This window comes from Streptomyces sp. NPDC001027 (assembly GCF_040299045.1).
In the GTDB taxonomy this organism is placed as follows: Bacteria; Actinomycetota; Actinomycetes; order Streptomycetales; family Streptomycetaceae; genus Streptomyces.
The window spans coordinates 1-12,033 of record NZ_JBEPBI010000035.1; the positions used below are offsets into that span (position 1 = coordinate 1).

Here is a 12,033-nt window from a genome sequence, read left to right on the forward strand (position 1 = left end):
TTGGTATATGTTTCTGTGGTTCTCCTGGAGGGTCACCGGGGCGGTGCGGTGGGTGGGCCCGCACCGGGCCGGAGGGATTTCTGCGACAACCTGCCGGTCCCCGGCCTCTGAATCTCCGGTCTCCGGCTTCCGGCTTCCGGCGGCCTGCGGCCGGCCCTGGACTACTCGCCGGGGTGGGCGAGCTCGATGTCGTGGCCGTCGACGCCGGGTCCCGCGACGGTCAGCGCGGTGGCCACCGGCGGGTAGCCGGTCGCGATGACCGTGTACTCGCCGCCGTCGAGGTCGGCGAAGGCGTACGCCCCGTCGGGGCCCGTGGTGGCGGCGCCGACCACGTTGCCCGCCGCGTCCACGAGCGTCACGCGCGCGTCGGCCAGCGGCCCGTGCGGGGCCCGGACGACGCCCTGGAGCTGGGCTCCCGCGTCGAGGACGATCTCCGTGCGGGTCACGCCCGTGACGCCGATCTCGACGGGCAGGGCGCGCGGCCGGAACCCGACGGCGTTCACCGCCACGGTCACCGCGCCCGGCACCAGCTCGGCGAAGGAGAAGTCGCCCTGCTCACCGGTGGTTCCGGTGGCCAGCAGATCGCCGCGCACGTCGGTGACGATCACCATCGCGTCCTTGACGCCCTCGCCCGACTCGGCTGCCCGCACCACACCGGTGAGCCCGCTGGTCCCGCTGAGCAGGACGTCGTACGCCACCGGCTCCGCGCCGTTCACCACGACCGTGCAGGCCTGGGGCTGGAAGCCGTCCGCGGAGGCGATCAGCACGTACGAACCCGTGCCCGGAGCGTCCACCGCGTAGGAGCCGTCGGCCTGGGCGACCGCCCGACCGAGCTGCCGTCCGGTCAGCGAGATCAGGGTGACGGCGGCCTGCGGGACGGGCGCGTTCTCGGCGCCGCGGACGAAGCCGTGCACGGGGACGCCGCCCGAGCGACCCTCCCGGGCCTCGCCTGCGACCGCCACGGCAGCAGTGCCCGCAGCCGGAGCCGCAACGGTGCCCGCGGCCGGAGCCGCAACCGTGCCCGCAGCCGGGATCTCCGCCTTCGCCGGCATCTCCACGCCCGCCGGCATCTCCACGCCCGCCGGGATCTCCGCGCCCGCCGTGGTCTCCGTGGCGGCCGGGGTGTCGCTCTCCGCCGCCTGCGCCAGCGCGCCCTTGGTCCGCAGCGGGACCTCCTTGATGAACAGGGTGATCAGGAAGGCGAGCAGCGCCAGCACCGCGGCGATCAGGAAGACGTCCGCGATGCCGTGGCCGTACGCGCTCTCCATGACCGTGCGCAGCGGCGCGGGCAGCTTGTCCATGTCCGGGATCTGGTTCGAGGAGTCGGAACCGGACGCGAGAGCGGCGTACTTCGGGTCGAGGCCGGCGATGCCGTCCTTGGCGTAGTCGGTGATGCGGTTGGCCATGACGGCGCCGAGCGCCGAGACGCCGATCGCACCGCCGAGGGAACGGAAGAACGTCACCGTGGAGCTGGCCGAGCCGAGGTCGGACGGGTCCACCTGGTTCTGCGTCGACAGCACCAGGTTCTGCATCATCATGCCGATGCCGAGACCCAGCAGCGCCATGAAGACCGCGGTCTTCCAGTAATCGGTGTCGTAGCGGATCGTGCTCAGCAGGCCGAGGCCCGCGGTGATGAGCACACCGCCGCTGACCAGCCAGGCCTTCCACTTTCCGGTGCGGGTGATGAGCTGCCCGGAGACGGTGGAGGAGACGAACAGACCGCCGATCATCGGGATCGTCATGATGCCGGACATCGTCGGGGACTCGTCTCGGGCCAGCTGGAAGTACTGCGCGAAGAAAACGGTTCCGGAGAACATCGCCACGCCCACGAACATCGAGGCGATCGACGACAGCGTGATGGTGCGGTTGCGGAACAGGCGCAGCGGGATGATCGGTTCGGCGGCCTTGGTCTCGACGAGCACGAACAGCAGCGCGAGCAGGACCGAGCCCGCGATCATCGTGTACGTCTGCCACGACAGCCAGTCGTACTTGTCACCGGCGAAGGTGACCCAGACCAGCAGCAGCGAGACCGCGGCCGAGATGAAGAACGCGCCGGCCCAGTCGACCTTCACGTCCCGCTTCACGACCGGCAGGTGCAGCGTCTTCTGCAGCACGATCAGCGCGATGACGGCGAAGGGGACGCCGACGTAGAAGCACCAGCGCCAGCCCAGCCAGGAGGTGTCGGTGATGACGCCGCCGAGCAGCGGACCGCCGACGGTGGCCACGGCGAAGGTGGCCCCCAGGTAACCGGAGTAACGGCCGCGCTCACGCGGGGAGATCATCGCCGCCATGACGATCTGCGCCAGGGCGGAGAGACCGCCCACGCCGACGCCCTGCACGACACGGCAGGCGATCAGCATGCCCGGGTTCTGCGAGAGCCCGGCGGCCGCCGAACCCAGCACGTAGACGACGAGCGCGATCTGGACGAGCGCCTTCTTGCTGTACAGGTCGGCGAGCTTGCCCCACAGCGGGGTCGTCGCCGTCATCGACAGCAGGGTGGCGGTCACGACCCAGGTGTAGGCGGACTGTCCGCCGCCCAGGTCGCCGATGATCTCGGGGAGGGCGTTCGAGACGATCGTGGACGACAGGATCGCCACGAACATCCCGAGCAACAGCCCGGAGAGCGCTTCCATGATCTGCCGGTGGGTCATCGGGGCGTCCGCGGCGGAGCCGTGGGACCCTCCGCCGTGCTTCGCGTGGGCCCGCACACCGGCTGGTGTGGTCGTTGCCATGAGCTTCCTTCTCCTACGTCGCTTGTGCGGGTGTACGGGTGGTTTGCATCCGTTCGCCTTCGCGAACGGGAATCGGGGGTCCGGGTGGCCGGTGCGCAGTGGGCGGCGGCGGTTCGGGCGGGGAGGGTTCGGGCTGGGACAGGTCGGGCGGTGAGAGCTCGGGCGGCGGGGAGGGCGGCCGGTGGGTGACGGTCCGGCAGTCGCCGAAGCTGGCGCGCAGCCGGGTCAGCAGTCCCACGAGCTGGCCCACCTCGGCGTCGGTCCAGTCGCCCAGTCGCTCGGCCAGCAGGTCCGTGCTGCGGCGGTAGAGATCGGAGAGCACCGCGTGGCCCTCTGGGGTGAGGTGCAGGATGCGAGAGCGTTTGTCCGCCGGGTCGGGCGAGCGCAGGATCCAGCCCCGCTCGGCCAGATGCGCGGCGTGCCGGCTGGTCACGGACATGTCGACGGCGAGCAGTTCGGACAGGTTGCTCATGCGCATGTCGCCGTGGCGGGCCAGCAGCGTCAGCACCGCGGCCGAGCCGGCCGAGCAGTCCTGCGGCAGGATCCGCCCCAGGTCACGCTTCACGGCCCCGACGGCGCTGAGCTGATGCACCAGCTCCGCGAACTGCGCCTGCTCGGCCATCACGCCTCCCGGATTCGTTGCTTGGGGCAACCATAGGAGCTATTGGTTGCTACAGGCAAATAAATGGGCCGTCGTCGCCGCAAAAAGTTGGCAAAGGCAAGTATTACGGCGGTAAACGAGCAGGTCGGAGCGGGAAGGGGGCCGACGCGAGCCCACCGGTCACACCGCGTCGGCCGCGCTGCGGATGGCGCTCCGCACCACCCCCACTTGGGCCCGCCCACCCGTTTTCGCTAGTGTCTCGGCCCATGGCTAACACCCAGGGCCCCCAGGGCAACCACGACCCCGCCGGCAGCACCCAGATGTTCCGCGCGTTCGTCGACGAGGGCGCTCCCCGGGCCGCCGCGCCGGCTCCCGCGCAGGGCGGCTCCCGCATCGGCCTGATCGTGGGCGTCGTCGCCGCACTGGTGATCGTCGCCGCGGTCGCCTGGCTTGCGCTGAAGTAACGCGGGCGTCCCGTGCACCCGCGCGCCGGGTGCACGGCCCCCGCCTGCCCCCCCGGCTCGCCCGACGGGACTGACGGGACTGGCGAACGGGCCCCGGCAGGGCTCCAGGCCGTCGGCGGGGCTGACGAACTGAACCAGCGAACGAACTGACGAACGGCCGTCAGCGCCACCGCACCGAGACGTCCCGGGTCTCGATGTGCATGCCCAGCGGTACGCGCCACGCGTCGACGCGCACCGTCCACGTCTTCTCCGTCCGTGCGCCCGCGCGGATCGGCGTCGGCAGCGGGACCGTCGACTCACGCGTGGCCCAGTCGATGCCGAGCCCATCGACGACATGGGCGCCGAACTGGACGGCGCCGGAAGCGACCGCTCTGCCGCCGGAGTTGTGGAAGACGAGGGTCACGTCCTCGCACCACCGCTGCTCCGTGCCCACGCGGACCGGCTCGCTGACGCTGAGCGCGGCCGGACCGGGGGACGAGGGTCCGGACGGGGCCGTGGGGCCGGGCGAGGACGGGGCCGAGGGTGGGTTCGAGGGCGCTCCGCCACCGGGACCGCCCGAGGCGCCCGAGGCCCGGGGCGGCAGCGGCGCCCGGTCTCCCCCGGCATTGGCCTCGGCATCGCCAGCCGCATCGGTGTCGTCATCGCCATCGGCGCCCGTACTCGTACCGCTGCCGGGAGGCCGGGTCGTCGTACCCGGACGAGGGCCTGGGCCCGGGGCTCCGGTGGGGTATCCGCTCTCGCCGTCCAGCGGAACGAGCCGAATCCCGCCCGTCGGTCCCCCGGACCCGGACCCGCCCGTGCCTGGACGCGCGGAATCGCCCGCCGAGCCGAGAGCGACATAGCCGCCCCCACCGCCGTCTCCGGCGCATCCGGCGAGCAGGCCCGCCGCTCCCGCGGCGAAGACGACGGCGGCCGCCGACGCGCCCCAGAGGGCGCCCCGGCGGCCATGTGCCCGTGTCGGACTGCGCATCGCGCCAGTGTGTCTGACGCACCGTCAGTGAGGAACCCCTGTGCGTGCGCCGACCGGTTTCGCGCCTCAGTCGGAGATGAGGCCTTCGCGCAGCTGGGCCAGCGTCCGGGTGAGGAGGCGGGAGACGTGCATCTGGGAGATGCCGACCTCCTCGCCGATCTGGGACTGGGTCATGTTGGCGAAGAAGCGCAGCATGATGATGCGGCGCTCGCGGGGCGGGAGCTTGGCCAGCAGCGGCTTCAGCGACTCGCGGTACTCCACGCCCTCGAGCGCGGTGTCCTCGTAGCCCAGGCGGTCCGCGAGGGAGCCCTCGCCGCCGTCGTCCTCCGGGGCGGGGGAGTCCAGCGAGGAGGCCGTGTAGGCGTTGCCGACGGCGAGGCCGTCGACGACGTCCTCCTCGGAGACGCCCAGCACCGCGGCGAGCTCGGCGACCGTCGGGGAGCGGTCCAGCTTCTGCGAGAGCTCGTCGCTGGCCTTGGTGAGCGCCAGCCGCAGCTCCTGCAGGCGACGCGGGACGCGCACCGACCACGACGTGTCACGGAAGAAGCGCTTGATCTCGCCCACGACCGTCGGCATCGCGAACGTCGGGAACTCCACGCCGCGTTCGCAGTCGAAGCGGTCGATCGCCTTGATCAGGCCGATGGTGCCGACCTGGACGATGTCCTCCATCGGCTCGTTGCGCGAGCGGAAGCGCGCCGCCGCGTAGCGCACGAGCGGGAGGTTGAGCTCGATGAGGGTGTCCCGGACGTACACGCGCTCGGGGCTGTCCTCGGCGAGCGTGGCCAGTCGCAGGAACAGGGAGCGGGACAGGGTGCGGGTGTCGATGGCCCCCGTGGCCGTGAGAGCCGGGGCCTGCGGGGCCTCGGGGGCTGTGACGTCGTCGAGCACGTCGGGCTCGACAGGCGCGACGGGCGCGGACTCGCTCGGCGTGAGCGTGAGCGTGAGCACCTTCGAGCTGCCCTGTTCTGCGGACATGCCACCCCCTTTGGGTCGCGGGACGGTCGCGGCGCAACGCCCCCGCTTGAGGAACGTCAGCCTTCACCTGAATACCGGAGCCGAAGCCCCGGCAAACGCTCTTCCGGCAGAATGTCACATGTCGGCAACACGCTGTAGTGACATGTCGACATGTGAGTGACGAATCAGCCCTGGAAAAAGGGGGTGTGACGGTTTTTCACCAGGGATCCACCGTGAAGGGCGAAGGTGGGCGATTCGCTCCCAGTGATGACGGGTCGGTCGTGCGTGCGACACCCCATCGAGCTACGTGTCGAGGGACCTCGAGGGGGAAGCCCGGGGTCGGGGACAGGGGCTGGGTACCCGAAGACAGCGGGCGGGGTGCCCGGGGACGGGCGTCCGGAGTCAGGGGACCGGGTCAGGGGGCCGGGTCAGGGGGCCGGGTCGGGAATCCGAGTCAGGGATCCGGGTCACGCCTCGATGCGGTTGGCGGAGCGCAGCCGCTGGAAGCTGCGCGCCAGCAGGCGGGAGACGTGCATCTGCGAGACGCCGAGTTCCGCGCTGATCTGGGACTGCGTCAGATTGCTGTAGTAGCGCAGCAGAAGGATGCGCTGCTCGCGCTCCGGGAGTTGGACCAGGAGGTGGCGGACGAGGTCGCGGTGCTCCACGCCGTCCAGCGCCGGGTCCTCGTAGCCGAGGCGGTCCAGCAGGCCGGGCAGGCCGTCGCCCTCCTGGGCGGCCTCGAGTGACGTGGCGTGGTACGAGCGGCCGGCCTCGATGCAGGAGAGCACCTCGTCCTCGCCGATGCGCAGCCGCTCGGCGATCTCCGCCGTCGACGGGGTGCGGCCGAAGGCGGTCGTCAGGTCCTCGGTCGCGCTGTTGACCTGCACCCACAGCTCGTGGAGCCGGCGCGGCACGTGCACGGTGCGGACGTTGTCCCGGAAGTACCGCTTGATCTCGCCGATGACCGTGGGCATCGCGAACGTCGGGAACTGCACGCCCCGTTCCGGGTCGAAGCGGTCGATGGCGTTGATCAGGCCGATGGTGCCGACCTGGACCACGTCCTCCATCGGCTCGTTGCGGGAGCGGAAACGGGCGGCCGCGTAGCGCACGAGCGGGAGGTTCGCCTCGATGAGCGCCCCGCGCACGCGGTTGTGCTCCGGCGTGCCCGGCTGGAGTTCCTTGAGCTTGCCGAAGAGCACCTGGGTGAGCGCCCGGGTGTCGGCGCCACGGCGTCGCTCCGGAGCCGGAGCGGGCTCCGTCGACTCTCCGGTCGGAGAGGCCTCCGCGGACTCCCCGGCCGGCGGGGCCTCCACGGTCTCCACGGCCTCCATGGCGGGCGCCGGGGCGGGTGCCGGGGGCGAGGCCGTGACCGGGCCCGGGCCTGGAACGGGGGCCGTGGCCGACGCCGTGACGGGTGCCGGGGGCGCCTCTGTCTGAGGCGGCGCAGTACTGGCCGACAAGGTCAACGCCACCTCTTCGTCAGGTCAACATCGGTCAACTCATCCGTCAAAAGCGGTCATAGCATCACAAGACATGTGCACTGTGTGCAAGCACCCCATAACACCGTGTTGAAGGCCGAGGGGGTGCCGGCCTGGGAAGGGAGCACGCAAAACCCCCCGCCGGTCCGGCGGAGGGCTGGGTCGGGCGCGCTGGGGGCTCAGGCCTCGTAGTCGGCGACGACCCACGTGGCGAACTCCCGCCACAGCGCGACGCCCGCCTGGTGGGCCGGGTGCTCGAGGTACCGCTTGAGGGCGCCCGCGTTCTCGACCGCCGAGTTGATGGCGAAGTCGTAGGCGATGGGCCGCTCGCTGATGTTCCAGCCCAGCTCCCAGAAGCGCAGCTCGTCGATCTGTCCGCCCAGGGCGCGGAAGGCCGCCTCGCCCTGCACCACCCGGGGGTCGTCGCGCTCGACGCCCTCGTTCAGCTTGAAAAGGACCAGGTGGCGGATCATGGGAACTCCCGGTGCGTGCGACGGTCTCGGCTACCGCGCCCCGTCGGCGAGCCAGGTGAAGAAGTCGCCGATGGCCTGGGCCGCGTCCGATATGCCCTCGAAGCCTATCTGGACGTAGTCCGCCGCCTTCGCCGGGTCCGTGATGATCACGTACAGCACGAACACCACGAGCACGTAGACGGCGATCTTCTTGGCGTTCACCGCCACCTGGCCTCCCCTGTATGTGGCCGCTCGGGCCCCGCTGACGGCGGCGAGTGTATCCGTAAGTGCGATTTACACACCGCTTTTGATCGCGTGCGGCGCGTTCGTGAACGGTTTCTGCGATGTCACCGAAGAAGAGCCGAACGCACCCGTCGAGGCACGCAAAACACCCCCCTGATCGCGTTCCCGCTGATCAGGGGGGTGTGAGAGCGGTAGCGGAGGGATTTGAACCCTCGGTGACTTGCGCCACACTCGCTTTCGAGGCGAGCTCCTTCGGCCGCTCGGACACGCTACCGAGGGAGACCTTACAGCAAGGTGGGGCCCGGTTTGAAATCCGTTCTGCGGCGGGCGGATCAGCGCTCGCGGAAGAAGTCCGTGAGGAGTTGCGCGCACTCCTTCGCGAGCACGCCCTCGATCACTTCGGGCCGGTGATTGAGCCGTCGGTCGCGGACGACGTCCCACAGGGAGCCGGCCGCGCCCGCCTTGTCGTCGCGGGCGCCGTAGACGACCCGGTCCACCCGCGACTGCACGAGGGCGCCCGCGCACATCGTGCACGGTTCGAGGGTCACGACGAGCGTGCAGCCGGACAGCCGCCATTCGCCGATCGCCTCGGCCGCCCGCCGGACGGCCAGCACCTCCGCGTGGGCCGTCGGATCTCCGACGGCCTCGCGTTCGTTGTGTCCCCGGGCGAGGACCGTGGCGCCGTCAGGAGCCAGCACCACGGCGCCGACCGGGACGTCTCCGCCCCGAGCGGCCAGCCGGGCCTCGTCCAGGGCGAGCCCCATGGCGGCCCGCCAGGGGTCGCGCATGGGGTCGGGCACGGGGTCGGGCACGGAATCGGGCGGCGCCTCCGGTGCCGTCAGCGGACCGTCTCCAGGACCGCCGAAGCGCCCAGGGCGTCGGCGATCTCGGTGAGCGCGTCGTCGGACAGCCCCTTCAGCTCCTTCTCGCTGACGCCGAGGTCGTCGAGGATGCCGGCGTCGCCGACCGGGCCGTGCGGCACGGCCTCGGCGGAAGCGCCGCTCGCGGCGCCGTCGGAACCCTCGTCCTCGTCGTCGTCCTCACCGTCCTCGGTGCCGTCGAGGTCGAGGGCGTCCAGGTCGTCGTCGTCCGGATCCCTTCCGAGCAGTTCGTCGGTGAGCAGGATCTCGCCGTACGAGCTGCGGGCGGCGGCAGCGGCGTCGGAGACGTAGATGCGGGGATCCTCCTCACCGTCGATGCGGACGACCCCGAACCAGGAGTCCTCCTGCTCGATCAGCACGAGCACCGTGTCCTCGTCCGGAGATGCCTCCCGGGCCAGGTCGGCCAGATCCGACAGGGTCTCCACATCGTCGAGCTCTGTGTCGCTCGCTTCCCACCCGTCTTCGGTGCGCGCGAGCAGTGCGGCGAAGTACACCGTGACTCTCCCACTGGTCCTAGGCGTGCCGGTTGGGGGTCCCCCCGGCGGAGGTTGTCTGGGCGGAGAGCTCGGGCTCCGAGCCCCGCCCACTCGGAATCGTGGCAGAAACAAGGCGTTCAGGGGACGTCTTCGGCTCCCTGTGTCCGGTGGTTTTGATCGCACGTCCGCGGTCACGTCCGTGAGCGACTCACCAGCGCACTCGTTGCCGCCACGAGCGGATCGTACGCGGCTTTCCCGAGAGGCCAAGCACGCCCGCCCCACAGGACACTCCACGCGACACCCGTGACGGTGGTGATCTTCCCCGTATGCCCCAAGTCCGGCGCACCGCCGCACGGCCGGGACTACCAGCGGAACGTGCGCATCCGCATCGCGTGGCGCAGGCGGGCGGTCTTGGCGCGTCGCGGCTGGACCCGGTCGCGCAGTTCCCGGGCCTCGGCCAGCTCGCGCAGGAATCTGGCACGGCGCCGGCGGCGCTCCGCGTCGGTCTCGGGCGGCCTCGTCGGCGGGTCGCCGTCGGTCGGGTCGGGCAGGTCAGGCATCAGCACACCACCCCGGGTACCCCGGTCCGTCTCCATACCTGCCTCCCACTTTCCCTCCGACGGGCGGTGCGACGCCAGCGAACGGCCGAAGCAGCGGAAAGTCCGGGGGAAAGGTTCACCGAGTGTGGGGACGCCGGGCGGGACGGCCCCGGTTACTGTTGTCGACATGCGTCTCCACGTCGTCGACCACCCTCTGGTCGCCCACAAACTCACCACCCTGCGCGACCAGCGCACGGACTCCGCGACCTTCCGCCGGCTGGCCGACGAGCTGGTCACCCTGCTCGCCTACGAGGCCACGCGGGACGTGCGCACCGAACAGGTCGACATCACGACGCCGGTCGCCTCGACCACCGGCGTCAAGCTCTCCTACCCGCGCCCGCTGGTCGTCCCGATCCTGCGCGCCGGCCTCGGCATGCTGGACGGCATGGTCCGGCTGCTGCCGACGGCCGAGGTGGGCTTCCTCGGCATGATCCGCAACGAGGAGACGCTGGAGGCGTCCACGTACGCCACGCGCATGCCGGAGGACCTCTCCGGCCGCCAGGTGTACGTCCTTGACCCGATGCTGGCCACCGGCGGCACGCTGGTCGCCGCGATCCGCGAGCTGATCCGGCGCGGCGCCGACGACGTCACGGCCGTGGTGCTGCTGGCCGCCCCGGAGGGCGTGGCGATCATGGAGCGCGAGCTCGCGGGCTCTCCGGTCACCGTGGTCACGGCGGCCGTCGACGACCACCTCAACGAGCACGGATACATCGTCCCGGGCCTGGGCGACGCGGGCGACCGGCTGTACGGGGCGGCGGAGTAGCGCCGTCCCGACCGCAGGGGGCCGTCGCATCGAGAGTCGTGGCGTCGACTCCTGACGCGGCACCGGGCGGCCGGATCTGCTGTCGGCCGGATTTGTTGACGGCCGGATCTGCTGACGGCCGGAGGCCGGAGGTGCTGACGGCCGGCGATTCGGTCGTCAGCAGCCCTTCTTCTTCGTGTCGGCGCCTGCCGTCGGGTGCGGGGCGCTCAGCGCCGTCAGGGCCTTGGTCGCCTCCGCCTGGCTGGTGAGGGCCTTGAAGCCGTTGCCGATGATCAGGTCGACCGCCGTGCCCGCGCGGGCGGCGTCGGTGCGGCGCTCGGCGGCGGCGAGCTGCGTCGCGAGGACCGGCAGCGAGGTGTTGAGCGAGGACGCGGGACCCAGCAGTATCCCGGTCCCGGCGACCTTCTTGTCGTACTGCTTGGCGGCGTTGCCCACCTCGCCGATCTTGAAGCCGCGTCTCTTCAGCTCGTCCGCGGTCGTCTTCGCGAGGCCGCTGCGGGTGGTGGCGTTGAAGACGTTCACCGTGATCTGCGCGGGCTTGGGCACCGCACCGGCACCGACGCCCGTAGCTTTTCCGGCCGGGGTGCCCGCACCGGCGCCGGCGCCCTTGGCGGCGGACGCCGACGCGGAGGCCGCTGGGCCCGCCTTCGTCGTGTTCTTCGGGCAGCCGTCCGCCGCCGTGGCGGTGCCTCCGCCGCCCGTGAAGACGTCGATGAGCTGCAGGGTGCCCCAGCCGGCCACGCCGAGCACGGCGCCGCAGGAGACGACTGCGACGGCAAGCCGGCCGCGTCGACGATGGGGACGCATGCGGGGGTATTTGTCCCCCGTGATCCGGTACTTGCCGCCCATGCCGGGGGGAGTCAGCATGCTCATGGGCGCAGCGTAGTGCGCCCGGGCGGCCGTGACTAATAAACGATCATCCGACACCGCGCGGGGCGCGGGAAAGAACCCGAAAGGGTCAATCCCGAGGCCGCTGCAGGCCGCGTCGAGGACCCGCCGGAGGCACGGCGAAGCCCGGCGGCGGCCCGAGAGAACGGACGAACGGTCCCGCCGAGGCCTGACGGAGGCCTTGTGGAAGCCTGTGGAAATCCGGGCCGCGGCCCGGCCGGGCTCAGTCCAGCTCGAGGACGCGGGCGTGCAGCACCTGTCGCTGCTGGAGCGCCGCCCGCACCGCGCGGTGCAGTCCGTCCTCCAGGTACAGGTCGCCCTGCCACTTCACGACGTGCGCGAACAGGTCGCCGTAGAAGGTGGAGTCCTCCGCGAGCAGGGTTTCCAGGTCGAGCTGCTGCTTGGTGGTCACCAGCTGATCGAGGCGGACCGGGCGCGGCGCGACGTCCGCCCACTGCCGGGTGCTTTCCCGGCCGTGGTCGGGGTACGGCCGGCCGTTTCCGATGCGCTTGAAGATCACACGGAAAGCCTA

13 protein-coding genes, 1 tRNA gene and 1 pseudogene are annotated in these 12,033 nt (G+C 71.3%); 2 read left to right on the top strand and 13 right to left on the bottom strand.

All coding sequences use genetic code 11. From position 1 onward, the window contains the following. Positions 1 to 161 precede the first annotated feature (161 nt). Together ABT300_RS13045 and ABT300_RS13050 are read right to left on the bottom strand one after the other, a co-directional pair. Positions 162 to 2,651: an MFS transporter gene (locus ABT300_RS13045; protein WP_502977929.1), complete on the bottom strand. Its 2,490-nt coding sequence runs from the start codon at positions 2,649 to 2,651 to the stop codon at positions 162 to 164. A 238-nt stretch (positions 2,652 to 2,889) separates the two neighbouring features. Then, positions 2,890 to 3,354, bottom strand: a pseudogene (locus ABT300_RS13050) (MarR family winged helix-turn-helix transcriptional regulator); the annotation flags it as partial. Positions 3,355 to 3,599: 245 nt separating this feature from the next. On the opposite strand from ABT300_RS13050, the gene ABT300_RS13055 reads away from it, so the two are divergent. Beyond that, positions 3,600 to 3,797, top strand: a complete 198-nt coding sequence (locus ABT300_RS13055) for a hypothetical protein (RefSeq protein ID WP_351674506.1) — start codon at positions 3,600 to 3,602, stop codon at positions 3,795 to 3,797. Between the two features lie 160 nt (positions 3,798 to 3,957). Here ABT300_RS13055 and ABT300_RS13060 read toward each other — a convergent pair whose 3' ends face one another. The 9 genes from ABT300_RS13060 to ABT300_RS13100 all read right to left on the bottom strand — a co-directional run bounded on the left by ABT300_RS13060 (position 3,958) and on the right by ABT300_RS13100 (position 9,811). Beyond that, positions 3,958 to 4,230, bottom strand: coding sequence for a hypothetical protein (locus ABT300_RS13060; RefSeq protein ID WP_351674508.1), 273 nt, complete (start codon positions 4,228 to 4,230; stop codon positions 3,958 to 3,960). 603 nt (positions 4,231 to 4,833) lie between these two features. Continuing rightward, positions 4,834 to 5,742: an RNA polymerase sigma factor SigF gene (locus tag ABT300_RS13065; RefSeq protein WP_319279613.1), complete on the bottom strand. Its 909-nt coding sequence runs from the start codon at positions 5,740 to 5,742 to the stop codon at positions 4,834 to 4,836. A gap of 446 nt (positions 5,743 to 6,188) precedes the next feature. Further along, the gene (locus ABT300_RS13070; protein ID WP_351674510.1) at positions 6,189 to 7,193 is read right to left on the bottom strand and encodes an RNA polymerase sigma factor SigF; all 1,005 of its coding nucleotides are present in this window, start codon (positions 7,191 to 7,193) and stop codon (positions 6,189 to 6,191) included. Between the two features lie 185 nt (positions 7,194 to 7,378). Further along, complete coding sequence (locus ABT300_RS13075) at positions 7,379 to 7,672, bottom strand: Dabb family protein (RefSeq protein ID WP_351674512.1); 294 nt, start codon at positions 7,670 to 7,672, stop codon at positions 7,379 to 7,381. A 30-nt stretch (positions 7,673 to 7,702) separates the two neighbouring features. Then, on the bottom strand, positions 7,703 to 7,879 hold the full coding sequence (locus tag ABT300_RS13080; RefSeq protein ID WP_173985603.1) for a hypothetical protein: 177 nt from the start codon (positions 7,877 to 7,879) through the stop codon (positions 7,703 to 7,705). 204 nt (positions 7,880 to 8,083) lie between these two features. Beyond that, positions 8,084 to 8,168, bottom strand: a tRNA-Ser gene (locus ABT300_RS13085). A gap of 58 nt (positions 8,169 to 8,226) precedes the next feature. Continuing rightward, positions 8,227 to 8,658 carry a tRNA adenosine(34) deaminase TadA gene (tadA, locus tag ABT300_RS13090; RefSeq protein WP_351674567.1) on the bottom strand — a complete coding sequence of 144 codons (432 nt, stop codon included), beginning with the start codon at positions 8,656 to 8,658 and terminating at the stop codon, positions 8,227 to 8,229. 74 nt (positions 8,659 to 8,732) lie between these two features. Then, complete coding sequence (locus tag ABT300_RS13095; RefSeq protein ID WP_351674514.1) at positions 8,733 to 9,269, bottom strand: tRNA adenosine deaminase-associated protein; 537 nt, start codon at positions 9,267 to 9,269, stop codon at positions 8,733 to 8,735. Between the two features lie 344 nt (positions 9,270 to 9,613). Beyond that, positions 9,614 to 9,811 carry a hypothetical protein gene (locus ABT300_RS13100; RefSeq protein WP_319279607.1) on the bottom strand — a complete coding sequence of 66 codons (198 nt, stop codon included), beginning with the start codon at positions 9,809 to 9,811 and terminating at the stop codon, positions 9,614 to 9,616. A 166-nt stretch (positions 9,812 to 9,977) separates the two neighbouring features. Between ABT300_RS13100 and upp the strand changes: the two genes are divergently transcribed. Continuing rightward, the gene (upp, locus tag ABT300_RS13105; RefSeq protein ID WP_319279606.1) at positions 9,978 to 10,613 is read left to right on the top strand and encodes a uracil phosphoribosyltransferase; all 636 of its coding nucleotides are present in this window, start codon (positions 9,978 to 9,980) and stop codon (positions 10,611 to 10,613) included. Between the two features lie 156 nt (positions 10,614 to 10,769). Here upp and ABT300_RS13110 read toward each other — a convergent pair whose 3' ends face one another. Further along, on the bottom strand, positions 10,770 to 11,462 hold the full coding sequence (locus ABT300_RS13110; RefSeq protein WP_351674569.1) for a LytR C-terminal domain-containing protein: 693 nt from the start codon (positions 11,460 to 11,462) through the stop codon (positions 10,770 to 10,772). 262 nt (positions 11,463 to 11,724) lie between these two features. Beyond that, positions 11,725 to 12,021, bottom strand: coding sequence for a type II toxin-antitoxin system VapB family antitoxin (locus ABT300_RS13115; RefSeq protein ID WP_004943146.1), 297 nt, complete (start codon positions 12,019 to 12,021; stop codon positions 11,725 to 11,727). Positions 12,022 to 12,033 lie beyond the last annotated feature (12 nt).

Bases quoted from the DNA above. Each gene is read 5' to 3' on its own strand.
- ABT300_RS13045 (WP_502977929.1), bottom strand. From the start codon at position 2,651: ATGACCCACCGGCAGATCATGGAAGCGCTCTCCGGGCTGTTGCTCGGG.
- ABT300_RS13055 (WP_351674506.1), top strand. From the start codon at position 3,600: ATGGCTAACACCCAGGGCCCCCAGGGCAACCACGACCCCGCCGGCAGC.
- ABT300_RS13065 (WP_319279613.1), bottom strand. From the start codon at position 5,742: ATGTCCGCAGAACAGGGCAGCTCGAAGGTGCTCACGCTCACGCTCACG.
- ABT300_RS13075 (WP_351674512.1), bottom strand. From the start codon at position 7,672: ATGATCCGCCACCTGGTCCTTTTCAAGCTGAACGAGGGCGTCGAGCGC.
- tadA (WP_351674567.1), bottom strand. From the start codon at position 8,658: ATGGGGCTCGCCCTGGACGAGGCCCGGCTGGCCGCTCGGGGCGGAGAC.
- ABT300_RS13100 (WP_319279607.1), bottom strand. From the start codon at position 9,811: ATGCCTGACCTGCCCGACCCGACCGACGGCGACCCGCCGACGAGGCCG.
- upp (WP_319279606.1), top strand. From the start codon at position 9,978: ATGCGTCTCCACGTCGTCGACCACCCTCTGGTCGCCCACAAACTCACC.
- ABT300_RS13110 (WP_351674569.1), bottom strand. From the start codon at position 11,462: ATGGGCGGCAAGTACCGGATCACGGGGGACAAATACCCCCGCATGCGT.